Raw genomic sequence first — 23,148 nt, 5'->3', positions numbered from 1 at the left:
CCCATGCTGACCGGACAAATCCGCAACGATATCGACAAACTCTGGGAGAAATTCTGGACCGGCGGTATCGCCAACCCCCTCACCGTGATCGAGCAGATCTCTTACCTCATGTTCGCGCGCATGCTCGACATGCAGGAGGAGGTGGCCGAGCGCAAGGCTGCGCGTACCGGTAAGGACTTCCCGCATCTGTTCCCGCAGACGCCGGCTGGCCAGTTGCTGCGCTGGAAGAACTTCAAGAACATGGCCGGCAAGGAGATGCTCACCCATCTCAAAAAAGAGGTATTCCCCTTCTTCGCCAACCTGGGCCAGCAAGACATCGGTGAAGACGGCACCACCGTGCACGCCCTCGCCGGTATCGGCGAGTACATGCAGGATGCGGATATCGAGATCAAGAACGAGTCCGTGCTGGTTGCCGCGGTGGAAATGATCGACCAGCTGCCGCTGACCCAGTCCGATGTGAAGGGGGATATCTACGAGTACCTGCTGAGCAAGCTCACCACCGCCGGTATCAACGGCCAGTTCCGCACCCCGCGCCATATTATCGACACCATGATCGCCATGGCCGACCCGCAGCCGGATGCGGTCATCTGTGACCCGGCTTGTGGCACCGCCGGCTTCCTCGCCCGCACCATGGAATACCTGAACCGCAAGCACTCAAGCCCGGCGGGCACCTTCACCGACGAGGACGGCAACCCCCATTACACCGGCGACCTGCTGGAGCCCTACCGCGAACATATCAACAGCGACATGTTCTGGGGCTTCGACTTCGACACCACCATGCTGCGCGTGTCCAGCATGAACATGCTGCTGCACGGGGTGGCCGGGGCCAATATCCACTACCAGGACAGCCTGAACAAATCTGTGCGCGAGAACTACCCGCTGCAGGAGCAGGATTTCTTCGACGTGATCCTCGCCAATCCGCCGTTCAAGGGCAGCCTGGACGAGAGCAACGTCAACCCGGACGTGCTCGGCATGGTCAAGACCAAGAAGACCGAGCTGCTGTTCGTCGCCCATATCCTGCGCGCGCTGAAGCCCGGCGGCTTTGCCGCGGTGATCGTGCCTGACGGCGTACTGTTCGGCTCCTCCAAGGCCCACCAGCAACTGCGCAAGGAGCTGCTGGAACATAACCAGCTGGAGGGCATCGTCAGCCTGCCGTCCGGTGTGTTCAAGCCCTACGCTGGTGTCTCCACCGCCGTGTTGCTGTTCACCAAGGGTGGCAGCACCGAACGGGTGTGGTTCTACGACCTGCAGGCCGACGGCTACTCACTGGATGACAAGCGCACCCCGCTCAAGGGGGAGGGCAGTAACGACCTGCCGGATGCACTGGCGCAATGGCAGGCCTACCGCCAGCTGGTGTTGGCCAATGCCGGTAGTGACGAGATTGAGCAGAAGTTCGGCGACAAGACCCAGAAAGCGTTTGTGGTGGATGCCGCAGTTATCGCCGCCAACAAATACGACCTCTCCATCAATCGCTACAAGGAAGTGCTGTACGAGGAGGAGCAGTACGATCCGCCCAAGGAGATTCTGGCGCGCCTGCTGAAGCTGGAGGACGAGATTATCACCGAGCTGAAGGCGCTGGAGGGGATGCTGTGAGTTACACGATCCCAGCCAATTGGGACCGAATTACACTCGGCGAATTAACTCAGTCAACCCGGCCTATCTGCTACGGGGTCTTAAAGCCCGGAGAGAATGTTGAGGGTGGTACACCGTTGGTGCGTATTACCGATATAACTGGAAATTATTTTGATGATAGTTCTCTTTATCACATATCTGATGAGCTAGATAAGGAGTTTTCTAGAAGCAAGCTGAAGGGCGGGGAAATACTTGTCTCAATTCAGGGAACGATAGGGCGGGTCGCCATATGTCCGCTTAAGTATCGAGGTGCCAATATTTCTCGAACAATCGCGGTTATTGATCCAGATCCGCGTATAGATAAGAAATATCTTTATTGGTTTCTTCGGTACTACGGTGAGCGCGAATTGTTTGATGCATTTGGCGCTACGAGGGCAAGCCTGAATATTTCAACGTTACGAGCTCTTGAGGTCCCGCTGCCATCTCTAAAAGAACAACAACGCATCGCCGCCATCCTCGACAAGGCCGACGCCATCCGCCGCAAACGCCAACAAGCCATCGCCCTCGCCGACGAATTCCTGCGCGCGGTGTTTCTGGATATGTTTGGTGATCCGGTGACGAATCCGAAGGGGTGGCCAGTAGGCAATATAAAATCTTTGAGTAAGCGTTTTAGCGACGGACCGTTCGGGTCAAAGCTTAAGTCTGAGCATTATGAGGAGAGTGGCGTTCGGGTGATTCGCCTCCAAAATATCGGAATAGACGAATTCAAAGATACTGACAGGGCTTATGTTTCAGAAGAGTACTTTAGAGCCTCCTTGAGTAAATTTGAATGTAGAGCTGGCGACATCGTGATCGGTACCCTTGGGGAGCCCAATGTTAGGGCATGTTTGATTCCTGAGCATATCGAAACGGCGATTAATAAAGCCGATTGTGTTCACTGTATTCCCGATGAAACAAAAGTTTCAAAAGGGTACCTAGTATCACTTTTGAATCTGCCCCAGTTTTTGCACTTCTTTACAGGGCTTTTGCATGGTCAAACAAGGACTAGAGTGAGCTCTGGTCAGCTCGGCAGATTGGGGATTCCGGTTCCTTCCTTGACGCTTCAGAAAGAGTTTTCAGATTTTAGGGGAAGGATAGAAGCAATCAAAGATAAAATTACAATATCTGATTTGGAGGCGAATTCCGCGTTTGAATCGCTCAGCCAAAAAGCCTTCTCTGGTCAGCTTTGATAGATGACGGAAGTGGTAGTTTCAGAATATAAAAATTATTAGTCAGTAGGAGCTATGGCTGTACAACACCACATATGGAAAAGCCGGCAGTGGCCAAAACGGACTGTGGCCAGGCCACCTGAAAGTGAGCTGCGGATCTACATTATGCGTCCGATAAAAATACAAACAATTTGAGCCGGTATGGCGGGGGAGTTCGGTGACTGATTTTTTGATTCTTGGGGTGGCGGCGCTGGTGGCAGCAATGGCCGTGGCGGGTTTTGGTTACTGGCTGGCACTGAGAAAAGTGGCGGTTTTGCCGCGCGTGTCTCTGAGCCTCCCCAGCTGGAGCAGGTGATGGAGCCGGGAGAGCCGGAGAAGCCATCCGGCGATGAGCTGCAGGAAGAGTTACTGCTGAGCGGCGATTTCCATTTATGCGATCCGGACGGCAAGGCCCTGATCCGGGTGGCGGAAATTGACCGCTTTCCCGCCAGTGTGGCAGCCGCGCAGGATGAAGACGATATTGCCGTACAGCACGGTCGCCAATTAGTCGCGGACCTGTTCAAAACCGGTGTATCCATCCCCGGCAAAACGGTGCAGATCGTCTTCGATGAGCGGGTGATGAAGGGCTTCTATGACGGCGCGCTGGAAATCGTACCGGCGGCAGGCGGCGGCGCGCGCGTCATGGCGCGGGATGTCGCCAGCAAAAAAATCGCCGGCCACGGGCGCATCGTGGAAGCCGGTCGGGTGCGCCAGGTTGCCGCCGGCGCGTTTCACCTGGTGAGTATCGCGGTGGCACAGTCCCATTTAGCCGACATCAATCGCAGCCTGAAGGAAATATCCAGCGCAATCAATGACGTGAAGACGCACCTGAATAACCAGGATAAGGCGCGCATGCAGGGTACCCAACGGTATCTGCAGTACCTGCTCGGTGTCATGAACGGGTTGGAGTCTCCGGAACAGGTGCCCACGGAGAAGAAGGTGCAGCTCGAAGCCATTCATCGCGACACGCTGGAGTGGGCCGAGCAGCTGAGACTGGAGGTGGACGCGCTGAAGGCCAAGATCGCCAGGCAGGAAGACGTCGACAGTTTTGGTGGCACCGAGTATACCTTCAAAGCATTGTGTGAACTGGCCCAGTCGGCTCAGCATTTGATCGACAAGCGCAATTTGCTGTTGCGCATCCTGGTTTCCCTGCAGGTGGGCAAGGCGTATCTGAATCCACTGAATGAGGAAAGGTTGTCGTTCGAGTACGTGACCCAAAGCGTCGCCGACCTTGAACTAACACAGGCGACGCTTGGTGTGCTGCGGGATCGCACCCTTCAGCTGCTGGCGAAGGCGCTGTTTAATCGCTCCAGCACGCTGGATGAGAGACGAGCGCAATTGCTGCGTAAGCAGGAAGAGTTGCTGACGTTGGCGCAGACGGGGCAGGAGGAGTACGCGAGCATCGCTCACTCACTGGGCCAGCACTATCAGCGCCTTCGTGAAAACAACCGAGAAGTTCGTATGGCGCTGGAGTTCGATGCTGCTGGCGAAGTGCGTCAGCTGGCCTTGGTCTAAGTAACAAGCCGCCAGTATCAGGTCAGCGATTTGGGACCAGAGTGAAACTAGATCGTAATATGAAATCCGGTATTTTGAATTTGCAGTCCTTGCACGATTATGCCAGCCGGTATCGTGGTGAATATCCGGCTAACGGCGATGATCCCATAGCGCAGGAATATTTGTCCAAAGTGCGTTCAATGTTGGATGGGGTGTCGGACCTGGGTGGCGTCTATGTTTGGGGCTGCTACGACAAGCGGGGGCGCTGGTCCACAATCTATGTGGGAAAAACAGACTCGTCGAAAAAAGCGGGGCTGAGACCCCGCCTCAGTGAGGAGCTGTGTACCGAGAATATTTTTTTCTGGCGACCAGGCTTTTCCAGCGATGAACAGCTGCTGCAATACGCTTTGGCCAAGTACGCAAACCCCGGCCCCAGATCCGAGGCACACTACCGCCGTTCCCTCCGGAAAACAGGCACTACGCATATTTATTGGGTGGAAACCCCAGAGCACCGGCAACCGGAAGAGGTTGAGAACTGGTTGGTGGAGCTGATGAACCCCAAGGCCAATCGGCGGAGGTTGTCTCCCAGCGCGTGCCATCTGGATGCCGCCCTCGAGACGTTGCGATGCGTTTCAAAGCATATTCACGATCAACGGCCACGCGGCACGCAGCCTAAGGCCAAGAGAGTTGTCACTTCGACAGTGTAGCCGCAGTAGCGAATTTGACCGCTATTTCTGCTAAGCCGAAGTAGCTAAAGTACGATACTGGGCGTGAGGTGTGCCGTTATTGAGTGAGGTTGGAAAGTTAAAAAATTGCACTTATATGCAGGAGTTCATGTGCCGCCCGCGCTTGGATGGCATTTGTGTACATCATCTGGCCAGAAGGTGAGTGCTCCAGGAGTATTGCTCCGGTTGCTGGCATCCAATGAGAAAAACGATGAGTTATGTAATTTATCTGCACGGTTTCCGCAGTATCGCTGGAAATTCATCCAAGGCGGAAAGCTTGGCGAATATGTTGCCGCAAGAGAGCATTATCTCCCTTGAGTATAAGCCCCATAAGCCAGATGAGGCTTCGTTAGCAATCGATAAACTGGTTGCGGAACTGGGAGTAAAGAATATCACCGGCCTTGTGGGGACTTCGCTGGGTGGATTTTGGGCCCGCTGGGCGGCAAACAAGTACCGGGTGGCTGCGGTAGCCATCAATCCCTCGTTGGAGCCCTGGGCCACGCTGTCTACCGGGGAATTCTCTTGTTATGGCAGCGACGAAATGATCCATGTTTTTCAGGAAGACCTGGAAGTGTTCAAACGCTACACGGTTCATGGGGCGAATACGGTGACCAAGCATATTGTTGCCATGGACGACGACGTGCTCGATCCCAAGCGCATGCTGGCTTTAATAGGGGACGACTGCGCATGGAAGACACAAATATTCGAGAATGGTGGCCATCGTTTTGAGGGCTTCGAGCGCCTCGAGAGTGCGATAAACGAGCGATTCTATAACACGCCAATTATTTAGTATTTTCGATGCTGACTGATGCTCGCACCGCTGCTTGTATTTCTCAGTGTTTGGTAGACCAGTATTGGGCCGCAAGAAAGGGATAGTGATGCGAGAAATAAAAGAAGAAAGAGTTCGGGGTTACGACATTATCGGTGATATCCACGGCCACGCCCAAGTCCTTGAAAACTTGCTCGAGCATTTGGGGTATGGGCAAGGGGAGACCGGCTACAGTCACCCCAACCGAAAAGTGGTATTTCTCGGCGACTTTATCGATCGCGGCGAAGAACTGCGTGAGCATCGTCGCTTGTTGGATACGGTTATGGCCATGGTCGAAAACGGCCATGCCCACGCCGTTATGGGTAACCATGAGTTCAACGCGCTAGCGTTTCACACGATAAACGAAGGTAAGCCCCTGCGGGCGCATGACGACAAAAATATCAAGCAGCATCAAGCCTTTCTGAATGAATTTGCACAAGATCCTGATGAAAAGGCGCGTGTGCTCGCTTTTTTCTATCGCCTACCCTTGTGGCTGGAGTTGGAGCTGGGTGCGCGGAAAATGCGTGCAGTCCATGCCTGCTGGAGCGAGGCGCATTTGCGCACCGCGCAGGACATACTTGCTGACGCGCGTCTTTCTGAAACCAGCCTGATTTCTGCGTCCGAGGAGGGCACAGCCCTGTTTGAAGCCGTCGAAGTGCTGTTGAAGGGATATGAAACATCGCTTCCCGAAGGGATCACCTTCCTGGATAAGGACAAAAATGTACGGGATGCGGTTCGTGTTCAGTGGTGGAAGGACACAGCCAGTACCCTCGGGGAGGTCGCCCTGCCTCTGGGCGTCGACCTCCAAGAGGCGGCAGCACTGCCGGTACCGCGGGGTGTGCCCCGATATGGGCGGGAAGAGGTGCCCTGTTTTATTGGCCACTATTGGCTAAATGGGGCGCCGGGACCTCTAGCTGATAACGTCGCATGCCTTGATTACTCCATCGCCAAGAGTGGAAAGCTGGTGGCTTATCGTTGGAGTGGTGAACAATCCCTTGACCGGAAGAATTTTACCTGGTGCTAATACCCGCTAATTTGCCGAATGGGTCCAGATTCCATGGTGGAGCACAAGTTTCGGGAGCGGCAGAGGCGTCTTCCCGCGTTGAGCTCTTGTAGCGTTGTGCAAAAGCACTGACTTAATTAGGAGGAAATGTTGTGTCTATTAACTTGGTGCACAGTGTTTACCTTGAAGCTGGCCGTTGGCAGTACGACCTGAATTTTTATAGTAATTTCGAGGTGATGTTGCTGTTGCGAAATCCGCCGCGAGATCCACTGGATGCCTGGGGCACGGAATCGAGTCATCCGCAAGACGCCAGGACCTATCAAGGTGAGCAGGTTGTTACCTTGTTCAGGCAGGTCATGCGGGAGGTTAAATGCTACCTGTTTCGCTTCAGGCCGCCGTATATCTATTTTTCTATCGGGTATGACAACAGTCGTCGTAACCTGTACCTGCGCCTAGCGAGGATGCTGGCGGCTTGTGGCTACATTTATGCTGAGACACCAGGCAAGGCAGGTTGTTTTTATTGCTATCGGGCTATGTCTGAGGGGAAAGCCGCCGTATAACGCGACGAAAAAGGATAATGAGGTTGGACTTAACTGTATAGCAAGCTGCAAAAAGGTCTTTTTGTAGAAGAGCAATGTTTGATCAATCAGGAGGGGCCTATGTATGCGATTCAGGAACTTGTCTATCGGTCTCTGGGTGAGCAATCTAAGCACGAGGTGCGAAAAACCCTTTCCGACTCACTAAAACAGAGAAATCGTAACAAGCTTTTTAAGAATATCGATAGATTGTTGAATGACGGTGAGCTGAGCGCGGAGTTCGCAGAAAAACTGCGGGGAGTTCTCGGGATTTCAAGGGCGGAGTTAAATCATGCGCTGGACCTGACGTCACAGGAAAAACAGCGGGAGGCCGACGAGCAATATTTCAACTCTTTGGGGCCGCACATCCGCATCAGAACGCAAGGCCCGCTTCCCAGTCCTCTGCTTGCTGTCATCATGACGGATAAGAAGCTGCGTACTATCTCACTCCCCGACGAGGCGCCCGACCTGCCGATTGAGCAGCAGTTCCAGTTGGTTACCGCCACGATAAAGGATTATCTTAAGTCAAATGGCGACGCGGTAAAGTTTTTTGGAAAGATCAGCAGCTTCGATTTTATTCCGGATGTGAATACTTGCTATCGATTTTCGAACAGCGGTGATCTGGTTTCCCGCAAGAGCGAAAGGCCGAGTTTTCCGATGGGGAGCATTCGTATAGGCGGGCGGAGCTATAGCGGTGATAGTATGGGTAATGTCTTGGCGACAGATTGCGTTAGTCCAGATAGCACCAAGCAGGAAAATAGTATTAAAGGGTGACTCGAATGCCGCAATTAAAAGAAAGTCTCGGGCCTACTGCCCAACAACGTTTTCGTGGATGTTTGCTCGGAGGGGCTGTTGGAGATGCGCTGGGTGCGCCGGTCGAATTCCTGCCAAGAGCGGACATCCTGCAGACTTTTGGCCTTGGGGGTATTACCCACTATGCACCGGCTTATGGCCGGGAAGGTGCCATTACAGACGATACGCAGATGACCTTGTTCACCGCCGAGGGACTGTTGCGTGCCTGGGTCCGAGGTCAGGTGAGGGGAATCGTAAGTTGTGTGGAGGTTACCGCGCGCGCCTACATACGCTGGCTGCAGACACAGGGGGAGCCGGTACCGGAGGCGTTAGCATCCAGTGGGGAAAACGATGGTTGGCTCCTTCGGCAAGAAGTGTTGCACAGTCGCCGGGCTCCGGGTGCGACTTGCTTGTCCGCGTTAAAAGACATGAAGTCGCTGGGAATGCCCGCAGACAACGACAGCAAGGGATGCGGTGGCGTCATGCGGGTCGCACCGGTTGGGCTATTTAATTGGCGTCGGTACCAAGGGACATCGGTTCAGGAAACGTTTCGCCTTGCAAGTGATCTAGCTGCCTTGACCCACGGTCACCCAACGGGTGCCCTGACTGCCGGTGTCCTTGCAGTAGTGATCCAGGTGCTCACCGATGGAAAAACGCTGCAAAGGGCTCTGCAGGAGGCCAAGAACTGCCTGCGTAGAGCCGCCGGGCACCAAGAAACCTTGGCCGCGATAGAAAATGCTGAACATTTGGCGGCCGCGGAATTGGACCATCAAAGTGCGATATCTCAACTTGGGCAGGGCTGGGTTGCGGAAGAAGCCTTGGCGGTATCCATTTATTGTGCGTTGGTGGCAACAGATTTCAGTCAGGGGGTGATCCTGGCCGTTAACCATGATGGTGATTCAGACTCTACCGGATCAATTACCGGAAATCTGCTCGGGGCTATGTTGGGCGATAGCAGCATCCCCCGTGATTGGCTGGCGGCGCTAGAGTGCCGTGACGTGATTCAGGAACTGGCCGATGACCTTTTCGGGTTCCCGGATTGGGAGATAGGTGGTTATGGCGTGAGCCCAGATTCGGAAAGCAAGACTTGGGAGAAATACCCGGGTTGTTAGATTTTAGTGACACTTTGAGCTGGTTCGTGCGTAAACCGCTTGGCGAATTTTTGCGCTTTTAGCAGTTTGAGTGTGAAGTATTTGGAATGCTTTATATGCCAGAGAAATGTGATTATTATCACAACTAACTGATAAGTCGAAAATATTTGGCTAAATTTTGTCCGTCTCAACATCCCCTTGGATCTCCTAATAGGTTGATTAGGTTGATTAGGCTGATGCCGGAAACAAATAGGGCCTCTTCGGTAGCCAGAGCACCGCTGCTCGCCACAGAACCCCGAGTTAGGATTTCAAGGAATCTAAGGGCCAAATCTTGACATGACAGTTAAGAAAAGCAAGGAGGCAGAATAATTGGGGTGAAATTTTGATGCTCAAATAATTATTCTAAGGAAGAGTAGAACTATGGCGGTACAACACGGAATCTGGAAAATCGGCAGCCAGCCTGAGGCGCTAGAGCCGATCCAGTTAGATAACGAGCTGCTACTGGAAGAGCAGATTCACAAGGATATTTCAATCCTCAATCCCAGCTGGATGCTGATCGGCCGTCAGGTCTACACCGATTTCGGCAAGTATATCGACCTGATGGCCATCGACGCGGCTGGCTCCATTATCGTGATCGAGCTGAAAAAGCACCGCACGCCCCGCGACGTGGTGGCGCAAGTCATCGACTATGCCTCTTGGGTGGAACACCTGCCCACGGAAAAGATCAGCCAAATCTACAGCGAGTTCGCCGGTAAGTATGAACTGGCAGAGCGCTCCTTCGACAGCGCCTTCAAGGCCCGCTTCGGCGTCTTCCCGTCGGACGACGACATCAATAGCTCCCACCAGATGGTGATCGTCGCCGCCGAGCTGGATGCCAGCACCGAGCGCATCATCAACTACCTGAACGACAGGGCCAGTGTTGCTGTCAATGCGGTCTTCTTTACCGTGTTCCGCGACGGCGACAACCAGTACCTCAGCCGTGCCTGGATGATTGACCCGGTGGAAACCGAAGAGCACGCGGTCAACGTCGGCCAGAAGAACGAGTGGAACGGCGAATTCTACTGTAACTACGGTGCTACCCCAAATGGCCGCAGCTGGCAGGACGCCGTGGAGTACGGGTTTATCGCCGCCGGTGGTGGCCGGTGGTACAACAGAACCCTGTTCACCCTCAAACCCGGCAACCGCCTCTGGGTCCTCATTCCCGGCAAAGGCTACGTCGGCGTAGCCGAAGTTACTGGCCACCCGATCATCGTCGACGAATTCCTCGCACAACATCCCGATCACCAGGGAAAATACTGCATGGTCGAAGAGTTCGGTGAAGACGATGCCGACTACTGCGTACCGGTTAAATGGCTGTACAAGGTGGACGAAGCCAATGCCGTCAACGAAGTCGGCCTGTTCGGCAACCAAAACACCGTCGCGCGCCCCAGAACGCCGAAGTGGGATCACACAGTAAAGCGGCTGGCAGAGCTTTGGGAAATCCCGTTGCAGTAATTGCCTGTAACATCGTAGAGAGAGGGGAAGACACAGCTGGTATTGGCTGGCTGCGCAGCTTTATTCTCAATCCTGACTAACAATATAAAAATAGAATTATAAGGACAATAGTTGGTGAATATTGCGGCTGATACTCCCCGCTCAATGCACCGTGAAGTGCTGGAAGAGGTCGAAAAATTACTCAGTACCGTGGATGTGGACACCACGGATAACAAACTGGCTGAATCTTTGATGGTTGCAAGAGAGGTGCTCTCCAAAATCCAGGCTGAGGTTGCGGAGAACCTGGTAGCGCTGGAAAACGCTGCGGACTGGGATACCTTTACTGTTGCATTTTATGGTGAAACCAACGCAGGTAAATCCACCATAATTGAAGCGCTGAGAATGTTGCTGGGTGAGGAGGCGAAAAAGGACAGTCAAAGACAGTTCAAAACCCTGCAAGAAAAATACGCGCTTGACAGCGAGTCCATTCGTAAAACACGTGCCGATGCTCAGGCAGCGGAGGCAGCGCTCAATTCCCTTGAAGAAAGGGTAAAAGGGCTGGAAGAAAGCTGGGCGCAGCGCGACGAACAGTTGCGCAGGAGTGTGCAGCAATATGACGATGACCTGCGCCGTACATGGGAATCACTGAACGCCTTCGTTAAGATATACCGTTTCTTTTTCAAGCTTCCCGAACATTTGCTGTTGGATGAGGCAGAGAAAGTACTTGCTTCCGCAGAAAAGCATTACGATTCGGAAAAAGCACAGCTGGAGCTGGATATTGAACGCACATCCAGCGAATTGGCTCGTCTATCTCAATATGCCGATAGGCTGCAATCACACTTGCAAGAGCTTGCGCCATTCGCGGATGGGGCCATCATCGGCGATGGCCGACCCGATTTTACCCAGGTGAATCAGCGCTATCTCTTTTCCGTAGGGGGGCAAAGCGTTGCGTTACTCGATGTTCCCGGAATCGAGGGGAAGGAATCAACGGTTGAAAAAAGCATCTGGGACGCAGTGCGCAAGGCGCATGCTGTTTTTTACGTAACGAGTAAGGCAGCCGCCCCACAAACCGGTGACGGGAAAGTAAAAGGTACGCTTGAGAAAATAAGGGGTCACCTTGGTTCCCAGACAGAAGTCTGGACGCTGTTCAACAAGCGTATTACCAGTCCAACTTCAGTGGCAGTGGGCGCACTGGTCAGTAGCGGGGAGCAGAGTAGCCTCGAAGTCTTGAACAAGAAAATGAACGAGCATCTTGGAGATAGTTATCAGGGCGCCTTGTCCGTTAGTGGTCTGGTTGCTTTTCTGGCTCTGGCTGAATGCTTGGTACCCGACGAAAAATATGCGAGAAAACAGGAAAAATTTTTCAAGCAATACGATAAGGCTAGCCTGTTAGCGTTCAGCGGGCTTGATAGAGTGTTGGAGATTTTTTCGCAAGATTCCCTTTCCGACTATATGGCGAGAATTCGCAGTGCCAACTACCAAAAGACAGCCAAAGTTCTGGAGGCAGCGCTTTCCGATATGGATGTGTTGCAAAGTACAAAATTTATACCTCTGGTTAAGCATCTTGAACGTGAATATGACTCACTGGTTGTACAGCTAGGTTCGATCACGGATGGTTTAAAAAACAGGCTTTCTGCAATCACCAACAGTCTGGTGGATGAATTTAAAAAAAATGCCAGGAAAAAGGCTTACTCAAAAATTGACAAAGGTATTTCAGATGACGCACTGAAAAGGCACCTTGAGAGGGGCTTGAAGACGGTCGAAAAGTCATTGAATACCCGCTTTTCAGAATGTGTTGCGAGTGAAATGGCACTATTTTCCGAGGAGGTCCGTAAGCTCCTGGAAAGATTCGAAAAGCATGTCGGAGAGCTTGTTGATATGCATTCCAATTTTGCGATCGGCGGATATGAGGGGAGCGACCCGATTGAACTGGATATAAAAGGTGGAATCAATTATTTCGGGCTCATGGGTGCGCTTGCTCCATTATTCTGGATTCCAAAAGCAATTGCCATTGGTGGAGTCTGGGGTCCCATTGGTGTAGCAGCTATAGTCCTGACGTCTTTGATTGCGTTTTATAAGTCAGTAAAGAACGTTTTTAGATCGGATTTCAAGCGGTCACAACAAAAAAAGGCGGTGGATGAGAATCTGAAGAAGATAGCCGGTGGCTTGAAGGCGGCACTGAACGAGCGGACTTCCGGACAGATTAAAGAGGTAAATAAACATATCGAAACTCTACAGGGTCAGCTCAGTAAACCGATTTCTGCAGTGCAAGAAATTAATGAAATTCTTGGTTCGTCAGGCGCTAGATTAAAGATTCTCCGTGAAAATCTTTTGATAAAAGGGGTGAAACTATGACTCATACAGTTGATATTTTTAAGTCACAGCAATCAGAAGTAACTGAATTTCTTACCCGGATTTACGGCTTCATACGTCTCGGCGAAGAATTGGGCGTCAATATTGAAGCAAGCGTAAAGAAGAAACTTGATGTGGCCATTGACTCGGTTTCCGGAAGCAAGCTGAAAATTGCCCTGATAGGCGGTTACTCTGAGGGGAAGACATCTATAGCCGCCGCTTGGATGGGGAAGCTAGACAGCGAGACCATGCATATCAGTCAGGAAGAATCATCAGATGAGGTAGTGGTTTACGACATCGATAATGAAGTGCAGCTTATTGATACTCCCGGCCTTTTCGGGTTTAAGGAAAAATTCAACCCGGGTATTGCCGAGCTCGAGAAATACAAGGAGATCACTAAGAAATACGTCAGTGAGGCCCATCTTGTCCTTTATGTAATGGACCCGGTCAATCCAGTCAAGGACAGCCATAAGGATGACCTCGTATGGCTGTTTCGCACCCTCAATCTTCTGCCCAGAACAGTGTTTGTGTTGAGTGGCTTTGACAAGGTGGCTGACATCGAGGATGAAGAGGATTATGCAGAACAGCTTACGGTAAAAACCATTGGCGTGCGGGCGCGTCTGGAGGACTGCATACAGATTTCCACCGATGAATCCAAACAGCTGAGTATTGTCGCAATTGCTGCCAATCCGTTTGATAAGGGGGCTGATTATTGGCTTCAGAATCGTGACGAATTTAATGCGATTTCTCGTGTGTCTGCTTTACAGGCTGCTACCAGCTATAAAATTAAGAGTGGTGGGGGCCGCTGGAAAATGGCAGAGGATGCCAGGAGTAGTATTGTTCTTGATGTGCTTGACAAGGAGTTGCCAAGGGCTGTGACACGTGATGAAGAAATCGCAGCCGAAGTTGAAAGGTTGCAAGATGTTGTTTCTAGCCTGAATTCTAAGCTTGGCGCTGTAAATGGCCGAATTACTGATGCTCGCGCGGCACTTCGCGATTTTGCCAGCAGCTATTTTTCTGACCTTATCCTGCAGCTAATCGGTACCGATCTTGACACTTTCGGCGATTTCTATGAGCGTGAGATCGGCGATGAAGGCATTGTCTTGAATGCGCGCCTGCAGAGTGAATTCGACCGACATTTGCGCTCTGTGACTTTGGAGGTGAGCAGCTTGCAAGTAGGTTTTTACCAGGAGATTGCCCACTTTAATACGGTGATGAATGCCCTTGGGAAGCAAGCCGTCAAATATATGGTTAATAATACCGTTATCGATAAGGGCGCAATTTTTGCTGCTCGAAAAGGCATTGTCGGTATGGCCAAGGCGGTGGGTGTTGATGTCGGTAAGCTGCTTAAGTTTAAACCATTTGGAGCCATCAAGGCTGCTAACGCAGTGAATGGTCTTCTTATAGCAGCCGGTGTAGTGCTTGAGATGTGGGATTCCTACCAGGAGAAGAAGCGCGAGGCTGAGTTTGGCAGGGGGGTGAGAAAAATGAAGGAGGATTTAGAGCGGAGCCGGAAGGAGCTGCTGGACCTCATTAACAATGACCAGTTTAAGGAAACCTTCTTTCCTGACTATGTGACTCTAAACGATGAGTTGACTTCACTCGCCAAGACATTAAATGAAAGGAGTAAAGAACGTGCGAAATTTCATGAGTGGCGACAATTGGGAGAGTCGATCCGGGATGAATTTTGCGCAGCGGGATAATATGCTCATTTTAAATATAGCTCCGGGTGAAAATTGATCTTCATATACTTTTTTAACAAGGTTAGCCATGGCAGTACAAAACGACTTTTTGAAAATCGGCAGCCAGCCACCGGTGCTGGGATCCATCCATTTGGAAGAGGCTATCTTTAAACACCCCGGGTAAATTAACCCGTTGGCTTATAAATTTTGAGACTGGTGACTATCACCGAGTCTAGTGCGCGTATGCGGCAGTTTGTGCAAAATGGGTGTCGGAATCCAAGAGATCTTGGTCGTGCTTTAACTAGGGGGATTATGCGTCTCAGATGTTATCTGAATGGAATTGTGTAGTTTAAAATTTCTTCGGATTGTGGCGCACAAGTTAATTATGAATACTGGAAATACTGATCAAGTGACTGAAGCCTGGCGGTTAGCTGAAAAAGGCTTAAGGACCCGGGTTCCGGCTACAGAAGTCAATACAATCTTGCAGGAGTCGACGGCGGCACTTTTATTATTACGCTGGATCGACGAATTTGAAACTAACTGTGAAGTACGGGCAAGGTTAGATGGCAACACCTTCCACCCTGTTTTCCCCCATCATCTGCGGTGGAACAATTGGGCTGCGGTCGACAGCGAAGAAGTGTTACTTGGCCGACTGGTCGATATAATAAAATGCCTGACCGATAAGTCTTGCTATCAGAGGCGCGATAGGTACCCCTGGGCTCGATCTTTAGCTCGGCCACTAATTCGGATTGCAAGAAAAAATTACAAGTTCCTAAAGGACTATATCCACTCCATAGCATCGCTACCTTTCAGTAGTCTTGAGGATAAAGGGAGCGTTTTGAAGGCTTTCGATGAATTTTTCTATCGACAGCCCAGGTCTGGCAGTTTCCAATTTTCACCTTCCACAGATGCGGCATCTTTATTGGCGGCAATAGCTGAGCCTCAGGCAGGCGAAGATGTCTACGACCCCTGTTTCGGGCATGCTGCATTGCTGATTTCTACGAGCCAGCAGGCAAAGAGAGCCAATTTCGAAAATTCGCATGAGGTTTATCTCAATCACTCTGGGCTCGAAAGGGAGGTTGGCACATTTGTGGTTGGCATGGCTCGGCTCATGCTCGCTGGACTGCTAGGTACAGACTTTGCGGCCGCGGATAGTCTTGATGTAAATGTGAATACTATCGATCCGAACAAGAAGTTTGATCTGGTTGTTGCAAATCCCCCCGTCGGTATTTACTCCTATTCGACTGTCAGCAGCTCCGAAATGTTCGCTATTCCGGTAAAAAGTAACGCAGGAGCTTTTATTCAGCACGCTCTATCAAAGTTAAAAAAAGGCGGTAGGGCGGCTGTAGTTGTACCCGACGGATTTCTTGTATCGAATGACGAAGATAAGAAGCTTCGCCAGTTTCTGGTAGAGGAAGGTTACCTGAGCGCGGTGGTTGGCGTTCCTGCTGGTGTTTTCTCCCCGGACCTAAAGGTCAAGCAAAGTATTCTACTGCTGAAAAATGACGCAAAAAAAGTCAAGATTCGCATGGCCGATGCTTCGGTTCTATTTGATCAAAAAGCATCGATGACGACATCGTCATTCGATACTGCCGCTGCGCAGGAAATGGCGAATTACATCACTGGAAGTGCTTCGCTAAGTCAGATTATACAGGGGGACGGGAAGTCTCATTCTTCTGGTAGGTCTTCAGTCATGTCGAGCCTTTTTTGGGAGCTCGAGTTCGATGAACTCAAGGCCACTGGGTGGAACCTGTCACCTCGTGTGAGTGGCCGCGAAGGTTCAGGGGAGGTAGTGGAAGTCCTTAAGAAGCTTCTCTCAAAAAGTGGCGGCTCTATTTCTCCTCTGGGCGACATCGCGGAAGTTATTTCGGGTGCCTCGCTCGATCTCTCTGCCTTGACAGATTTCAAGGCCAGCGAGAATTCAATCGGGATAATACGCATCAAGGATCTTTCAGGCTGGAAGGTCGATCGTCCTTCGACTTGGCTAGGGCCTTCAACGATGGATTCGATACGTAGTAGTGTCCTGCGAGATGGTGACCTCGTTCTTTCGCGGGCCGGGTCGATAGGTAGAGTCTCTGTAGTACGTGGAGACGCAGTTGGCTGTGTGGCGTCGGAAGGCGTGTATATCCTGCGCTTGAGGACTGGACAATGTGTTCCCGAGTTCCTTCAGGCCTATTTGAGTAGTTCCGTCTGTCAAAATTGGTTCTCCTTGAAAGCCAGAGGCGCTGTAGTCAAGCACTTGGGGCGCGAGTCTCTAGAAAATCTTTCCTGTCCGATTTTACCGATCAATCTGCAAAGAGGATTAGCGGGCAAGTTCCAAAATTCTGGCGGAGATGTTGTTTCAACTCTCCGCCAAGTCGCTGAAAAGGAAAGGTTTTCTGGGTTGAGGTCCTGGATTGTCCAGCTAAGCAACGCCGTCCCGAAGCAAGAGGATGGTGATGAGTTATTTTTAAGTCTTGCTCCTCTTGAAAAGGCTGCCACGCTTGCTCAGTCAGCAACCAAGTGGACAAATCATGAAGGAGCCAATAGAGCTGTAGCGCCATGGTTCGTAGATCTCGTCAATTCTCTACGCTCTTTGACGGGCGTCTCAAAGATACCCCCAGGGCCTGGCTTGCTAAGTGTATTACAAGACGCTGAGCGTTGTTTGCGAGTTGTTCTGGATGGCTCACAAGAGCCTCAATCCCGTGGTGATATTATCTATGTTACGGTGTCGCGGCTGTTGGACTATCTAAGTGGCTATATCGCTAGATTAGCCGGAAGTTTTAGCTTGGGAGTTTCCTCAATCCCGGAGACCCTGAACGCAGGCTCACTGCACGAGTTCACTGTATTAATCAAGAATCAGGGGGCACTTCCTGTCAGAAATCTACGCATGAAAACAGTTCCTGATTGGGGCCATGCGGAGGTTGGTTATTTGCCGGAGGGAGGGGAATTTAGGCTCTCTTTACGAGGCAGAGCACCGGCAGATGGGCAGTTGCTAGAGTTGCGACTCAAGTCTAGAGCGCAAGCCCTAGATGGAAGCCATATTGACTCTGATATCGAGGTTCCGATCAGGATCGCCGCTGGGGATGTCGATGACCAGGAGACCACAAAGGATTTGGGCGGAAGCCCATATGTTACTGGTAGCCCCTTGGAGCCAAAGCATGGTCATAAAGTTTTTTTTGGCCGTGAGGGTCTGCTGAAGAGGATATCCCGTCAGATTAGGGACAATGGTAACGTAGTTCTGCTAGAGGGCAATCGTCGAGCAGGAAAAACATCAATCTTGAAACACTTGGAGGGAGTGAACGTCATACCCAAATGGATTTCCGTTTACGCTAGCCTCCAAGGCGCGGAGGGAGACTCAAAGGTTCTCGGCATTCCGACAGCTGAAGTTTTTCGGGAAGTCGCGCGGAGTATTGCCGCAGGCTTAATAAAAAATAAGATGGAGTGTCCGTTGCCGAACGGCAAGTTGGTTCCTGCGGGAAGTTCCGCCCTGGGGATCGCCAGAGCTTGTAGAGAAGGCATCAGTGAAGACTCCCCATTTATCGATTTTCGTGAGTATCTGGAAACCGTACTTAGTCAGTTGGAGGAAGACGGCTTCGGCCTGGTCCTAATGCTGGATGAGTTCGACAAGTTGCAGGAGGGTATCGATAGCGGGATTACTTCGGCGCAGGTTCCAGAGAATATCAGATTCTTAATTCAAACCTACTCGTCATTTTCTGCAATCTTGACTGGCTCTCGCAGGTTGAAGAGGCTTCGCGAAGAGTATTGGTCGGCTCTATATGGGCTAGGTACTCGGGTCCAGGTCACCGCTCTAGACATAGAAAGTGCGAGAAACGTAGTCACGCAGCCCGTCGAAGGGAAGCTGGTGTTCTCAAGCGATTCTGTAGAAAGAATTGTTTACCTCACGGCCTGCCAACCCTATTTAGTCCAATGCCTGTGTAATCGGATATTTGAGTATGCTGCAGATAATAAGATCTCATCGATTACACTCAACGAAGTTGGCGCCGCTGCATCTGCGCTAGTGAGTGATAATGAACATTTCGCCAGTCTTTGGGATTACGCAGGCCAGGGGCCCGCGACAGGAAAGTCCAGAAGGCAGTTCATTCTGTTTCGGTGTGCTTCCGCTTTGGCCGATCAATCTCTGATCAGCTTCGGATCAATGTACGAAGAGATGGTGCAGTCCGGTATAGAGATTAACGAGGCAGCACTGGATGATGATCTCTTATACTTGCGTGAGCTTGAATTGGTAACGTTTGTTGGAGAGGCGGCAGGGGGGCACTACCAACTATCAATACCAATGATGGCTGACTGGATAGAACAACGGCACGACGGAAATGTGATTGTTAGTAGAGCAAGAAATGAAGCGGGGTGAGCAAATGGATGATCGAATTTTTCCAATTTTGGGGACTACTATTGCGCCATTGATAGGTAGAAAGGCTTTGGTTGGTAGCGTTGAAAATGCGCTTAAAAAAAGAACGCCGGATCATATTCAAGTTGTAGGTGCGCGATTTTCTGGAAAGACCGTATTGCTCAATGAGATTGCTCGCTATTTCCAAGAGGAAGACACCACCTATACGGCGACTTTTTTCTGGGATTTGGGGCATTGCACGCCCCAAACGGATGAGCAATTCATCATCCGGTTTACAGAGAAGCTAACTTCCGCACTGAAGAAAAATCACCCAGATTTGTCGGAATATCTACATGAACTAGAGGATGTGTCATATCAGGAAATTGCTGAAGTCCTGGAAGTCCTTAAAGAGGAGAACGGGAAAGTATTGGCAATTTTGGACGGGTTTGATCGCCCATTACTTAACGGGCAGTTAACGCGAAATTTATGGGACCAGTTGCGCGAACTCGCAATTAAGCCAAGTTTGCGATTCGTAACAGCTAGCCGAAGGAGTCTTCGTGAGCTGATTCGTCAGCCGGATGCGCAGACCAGTGATTTTTGGAATATTTTCGCTCCAAATCCAGTCCGGGTTGGGTGTTTCGATGAGGATGACTTGGATGACGCGCTAACAAGACTCTCACATGTTTCCTTTACACGTGGTGCGCTGACAGAAATTTGGAATTCGACAAACGGATTCCCTCTAATGGTCTTAGAAACGCTGAATTGTATTGCTGATTCTGAAGAATTAGGAAATGTAACTGATGTTGCCGTTCGGGATGCCTGTCAGAGTGCATATTCCTCTCTTTACGATCCAATCGATACCCTTTGGGGGGAGTGTTCTTCTGCTGCACAGGAAGTATTCAGGAGAATAGAGTCTGATAATGCAGTTGCTACAACTGATGTCTCCGATGAACTGGGAGAGGCGTTGATAAGCCGTGGCTTCGTTGCTAGAGGGAGGGGAAAGCTTTTCAGGGCTAATCGACTGCTGTGCAAATACTTGAGTTCGCAAAATAACGAGGATAGTGCGATGTTTCGGCTCTTCGGAAAGGAAGGCGAATACAATAGGCACTTTCGAACTGTTCTAGAGCTCAGGATTTCACAATTAGAGTCGGTAGATGGCGAGTTGAAGCGCTATTTAATGCGCGGCGTTGAGGATATGCCGCTTTATCCAAGCGTTTTTCTTGCGAATATCCGCGGGATTGCCAACCATGCTTTTGAATTAATCTGGGATGCGGAGTTATCAGAAAGAAAGATTCCTTCCGATTGGATTTCGACATGGAGGTACAACGGGGAAAGAGATGTCGATGACTTTACGACTTCGTTCCCTAAAGGAGGAAGAAGGCTCCGTTTACTGAATTTAATGACAGGCTCCGATAGAAGCTCTCCCGTAACAAAATGGGTCGGTAAAGATACTTACGAGTTGATGTGTGCAGTTCACCGGTTTGGTGATTTTGGCCAGCATCAGGAAGATTCTCCTGTGGGCGTGGGGACAGCATATGCAGCCTTGCACCTCTGTGTCGAGTTGGCCGCCAAATTGGGTTCGGAATTGTCGGGCGACGCGAGTCGACGAGAGACGCTCTAATCACTGACCCGACACATGGTATCGAGATATCCCCTGACCCCTGACCCAGTCTCGGAGACGGACAGGGGTGGGATCTCCGCGCGTTAGAACGCCTTAAGCCGTCACCGCGAATAGGGGCAGGACATACAGACAAATGGTGAAAATATGGATATAACCACTATCATTCCGCACCCCGATGATCGCTGCGGCGAGTTCTTCGTCTACCGTGATTTCTTTGAATGCAGCGATTCCTGGAAGCGCTCCAAGATCGATAATACACCCAAGCAACTGGAAACATACGCAGCCATCCGGCAGATGTGCCGTGACATCCTGGATCCGGTCTCCGAGGTGTTCGGCCAGGTTTATCTGACCTATGGCTTCAGTTCTTCGGCATTGGTCAGTATCGTCAAACAGAATCCGTACCCGAACATAACCCCGCGCGGTGACCAGCACGCCGGTTCAGAGCTTAGCACCAAAGGGGAATTGATCTGCGACCGGCGGGGTATTGCGGTGGACTGCTACGTAGGGGGCGTGAGTTCGCTGGTGGTGGCCCGCTGGATTGTTCAGAACACGCCTTTTGACCGCCTGTACTTCTATTCGTCTCACCGCCCGTTCCATGTCAGCGTGGGCCCAGAGAATAGCCGTTCGGTGGTCTGGATGGATGGTTATCGCGGCGGCCGACATCAGCCTCGTGTGGTGCCAAATGATAAGTTCCTAAGCGAACAGTTTTCGTGTGTGTGACGAATCCGATCAAAAAGTGATCAATCCGGTCGATAGGTGAACGCATTGCGAGCGTTTTTGGCTCTTCGACTGGAGCTAATTGAATATTCCTAAGTGCCAATTCCATCACAAAACGTGACATGATAAATTCACATCGATGGCACTGAAGTCGTCTGTGGGGAGGCGAAAAAGGGGCCGTTGCTGCAAAAACAAGAAGAGCGGATTGGAAGCCCTCGCCGGTCTATTCATTCACCGGCAAAGATGTGGGGGCAAAATGTGATCACGGTGATCGCAGGTTAGGGACAGCCGCTCGGTAAATATCTCTTCTTCTTTTGTCACCCGTAATTGTTGGCCCTCTCGCTCCAGTACCCATATTGGGTTCGAGAAACGAGTGTGATGTCGGGCAACACTTTTTGCCTTCCCTCTAACTGATTTCATTGCGACCGGGCTGGTATAGGTCCTGGTTCAGCTATAGACGTTGGATTCTCGGGACGATCACGCCCAGCTGGATAAAAATTTTTATGCAACGGCCGGGATCGTTATCTCAATGCCCGACCGTTTATGCTCGAAAATTTAAAAAGCGTTTAAAAACAATAGGTTATCTGGTTTTTAAGAATTGGCACATTCATTGTAATGACACCTGATATGAATCTGGTGAAGGAGATGGACTGTGTCAGAAAAGGTTGTGGTTCGCTATGCCGAGGATGTGTGTTGTCCGCATTGCTTGAAGCTGTTTCCGTTGGCAGATGGCCTGATGGTACCGCCGATGATGGTTCGATCTGAGGGGCTCCAGGAAGCAGCTGGGGCGTCCGCGCAATATGGATCCAGCAGAAAGTGGAGCAAGTCGACAAAAGGGGAGGGGAGAGAGGATGCCGACAATCAGTAAGGCATTGATCATCGACGAACCTTGGATCAGCTATCTCCTGCAGGGAAAGAAGTCGTGGGAGCTACGCAGCCGTCAAACCCAGTATCGAGGCTGGTTCGGACTAATCAGAAAGGGTAGTGGGGAAGTTGTAGGGATTGCACGGCTCGCTGATGTGAGCGACTACCTAGATGATCATGCGCTTGAGACGTCTTTTGATAAACATCGGGTTGGTGCCGATACCTATACAGCTCCCGGCTACAAATGGCGATACGCCTGGAAGTTGGAAGATATCCGCATTCTGCCGGAACCAGTTGCATACCAGCATAAAAGCGGTGCTGTAACTTGGGTAACTCTGAATCCCGAAGCCCAAATCCTCCTGAAGCTTGGGTGTGGAAAGCTGGAAGCGAACTGGGAGCTGGGCGATGCGACGCCTCAGAAGCATCAGGAGGTTAGTGCTGGTTACCTTTTGGGCGATCGGCATCAAAACAACAGAGTCAAGAATACACCAGAGTTAGCGGAGCCGGCTCCAGAACTCGAGCCTCCGGCTGCAAGGCGTGATGCCCTTCCAGTCGCTCGTGATGGCTCGATCTTTTCCCCTAGTGTCCGTAACGGACGTGGCCACTACACAGTTGGGAATAAGGGTGATGAGAGGCATTTTCTCGATTTTATGGAAGCGCTGGAATTTTTGCGAAAGATGCCTACAGCAAAGTGGCGTCGCCCCAACGCCGCTGGCAATTGGGGCATTGTCAGTGCGGTGGACTGGGTCAAGCCTGAGTCGAATTAACAAAAACTAAATGCGGTAAAACTTCTTATGGAGCAGTC

At 51.1% G+C, this 23,148-nt stretch carries 17 protein-coding genes; all 17 read left to right on the top strand.

Annotation, left to right across the window (positions count from 1 at the left end):
- Positions 1–3: 3 nt before the first annotated feature.
- The 17 genes from BLW36_RS04060 to BLW36_RS03985 all read left to right on the top strand — a co-directional run bounded on the left by BLW36_RS04060 (position 4) and on the right by BLW36_RS03985 (position 23,110).
- Positions 4–1,593 carry a type I restriction-modification system subunit M gene (locus BLW36_RS04060; RefSeq protein WP_091385417.1) on the top strand — a complete coding sequence of 530 codons (1,590 nt, stop codon included), beginning with the start codon at positions 4–6 and terminating at the stop codon, positions 1,591–1,593.
- Positions 1,590–2,801 carry a restriction endonuclease subunit S gene (locus BLW36_RS04055; RefSeq protein WP_091385415.1) on the top strand — a complete coding sequence of 404 codons (1,212 nt, stop codon included), beginning with the start codon at positions 1,590–1,592 and terminating at the stop codon, positions 2,799–2,801. Before BLW36_RS04060 ends, BLW36_RS04055 begins: the two co-directional genes overlap by 4 nt.
- Positions 2,802–2,997: 196 nt before the next feature.
- The gene (locus tag BLW36_RS17315; protein ID WP_170833112.1) at positions 2,998–3,135 is read left to right on the top strand and encodes a hypothetical protein; all 138 of its coding nucleotides are present in this window, start codon (positions 2,998–3,000) and stop codon (positions 3,133–3,135) included.
- Positions 3,135–4,334 carry a hypothetical protein gene (locus BLW36_RS04050; RefSeq protein ID WP_091385413.1) on the top strand — a complete coding sequence of 400 codons (1,200 nt, stop codon included), beginning with the start codon at positions 3,135–3,137 and terminating at the stop codon, positions 4,332–4,334. The genes BLW36_RS17315 and BLW36_RS04050 overlap by 1 nt, the downstream gene beginning before the upstream one ends.
- Positions 4,335–4,393: 59 nt before the next feature.
- Positions 4,394–5,020 carry a hypothetical protein gene (locus BLW36_RS04045; RefSeq protein WP_139304813.1) on the top strand — a complete coding sequence of 209 codons (627 nt, stop codon included), beginning with the start codon at positions 4,394–4,396 and terminating at the stop codon, positions 5,018–5,020.
- 229 nt (positions 5,021–5,249) lie between these two features.
- Positions 5,250–5,828: a YqiA/YcfP family alpha/beta fold hydrolase gene (locus BLW36_RS04040; protein WP_170833111.1), complete on the top strand. Its 579-nt coding sequence runs from the start codon at positions 5,250–5,252 to the stop codon at positions 5,826–5,828.
- 88 nt (positions 5,829–5,916) lie between these two features.
- A complete protein-coding gene (locus BLW36_RS04035) occupies positions 5,917–6,870 on the top strand; it encodes a metallophosphoesterase (protein ID WP_091385406.1) in 954 nt (317 codons plus the stop codon).
- A gap of 131 nt (positions 6,871–7,001) precedes the next feature.
- Complete coding sequence (locus BLW36_RS04030; protein WP_091385403.1) at positions 7,002–7,409, top strand: hypothetical protein; 408 nt, start codon at positions 7,002–7,004, stop codon at positions 7,407–7,409.
- Positions 7,410–7,508: 99 nt separating this feature from the next.
- Positions 7,509–8,198 (top strand): hypothetical protein, encoded by a 690-nt coding sequence (locus BLW36_RS04025; RefSeq protein WP_139304812.1) that lies wholly within the window; start codon positions 7,509–7,511, stop codon positions 8,196–8,198.
- 5 nt (positions 8,199–8,203) lie between these two features.
- The gene (locus tag BLW36_RS04020) at positions 8,204–9,328 is read left to right on the top strand and encodes an ADP-ribosylglycohydrolase family protein (RefSeq protein ID WP_091385399.1); all 1,125 of its coding nucleotides are present in this window, start codon (positions 8,204–8,206) and stop codon (positions 9,326–9,328) included.
- Positions 9,329–9,727: 399 nt separating this feature from the next.
- The gene (locus BLW36_RS04015; RefSeq protein WP_091385397.1) at positions 9,728–10,801 is read left to right on the top strand and encodes a PDDEXK family nuclease; all 1,074 of its coding nucleotides are present in this window, start codon (positions 9,728–9,730) and stop codon (positions 10,799–10,801) included.
- Between the two features lie 114 nt (positions 10,802–10,915).
- The gene (locus BLW36_RS04010) at positions 10,916–13,135 is read left to right on the top strand and encodes an AAA family ATPase (RefSeq protein ID WP_139304811.1); all 2,220 of its coding nucleotides are present in this window, start codon (positions 10,916–10,918) and stop codon (positions 13,133–13,135) included.
- On the top strand, positions 13,132–14,835 hold the full coding sequence (locus BLW36_RS04005) for a LeoA/HP0731 family dynamin-like GTPase (protein ID WP_091385393.1): 1,704 nt from the start codon (positions 13,132–13,134) through the stop codon (positions 14,833–14,835). The genes BLW36_RS04010 and BLW36_RS04005 overlap by 4 nt, the downstream gene beginning before the upstream one ends.
- A gap of 313 nt (positions 14,836–15,148) precedes the next feature.
- Positions 15,149–19,165, top strand: coding sequence for an N-6 DNA methylase (locus tag BLW36_RS04000; protein WP_091385391.1), 4,017 nt, complete (start codon positions 15,149–15,151; stop codon positions 19,163–19,165).
- Complete coding sequence (locus BLW36_RS03995) at positions 19,134–20,762, top strand: hypothetical protein (protein ID WP_139304810.1); 1,629 nt, start codon at positions 19,134–19,136, stop codon at positions 20,760–20,762. Before BLW36_RS04000 ends, BLW36_RS03995 begins: the two co-directional genes overlap by 32 nt.
- Positions 20,763–20,906: 144 nt before the next feature.
- Positions 20,907–21,482: a hypothetical protein gene (locus BLW36_RS03990; protein WP_091385386.1), complete on the top strand. Its 576-nt coding sequence runs from the start codon at positions 20,907–20,909 to the stop codon at positions 21,480–21,482.
- Between the two features lie 848 nt (positions 21,483–22,330).
- On the top strand, positions 22,331–23,110 hold the full coding sequence (locus BLW36_RS03985; RefSeq protein WP_091385384.1) for an ASCH domain-containing protein: 780 nt from the start codon (positions 22,331–22,333) through the stop codon (positions 23,108–23,110).
- Positions 23,111–23,148: the final 38 nt, after the last annotated feature.

Source organism: Microbulbifer marinus (assembly GCF_900107725.1).
Taxonomy (GTDB): Bacteria; Pseudomonadota; Gammaproteobacteria; order Pseudomonadales; family Cellvibrionaceae; genus Microbulbifer; species Microbulbifer marinus.
The sequence above is the reverse complement of the archived record's forward strand: the minus strand, read 5'-3'. Positions and strand labels throughout refer to the sequence as shown.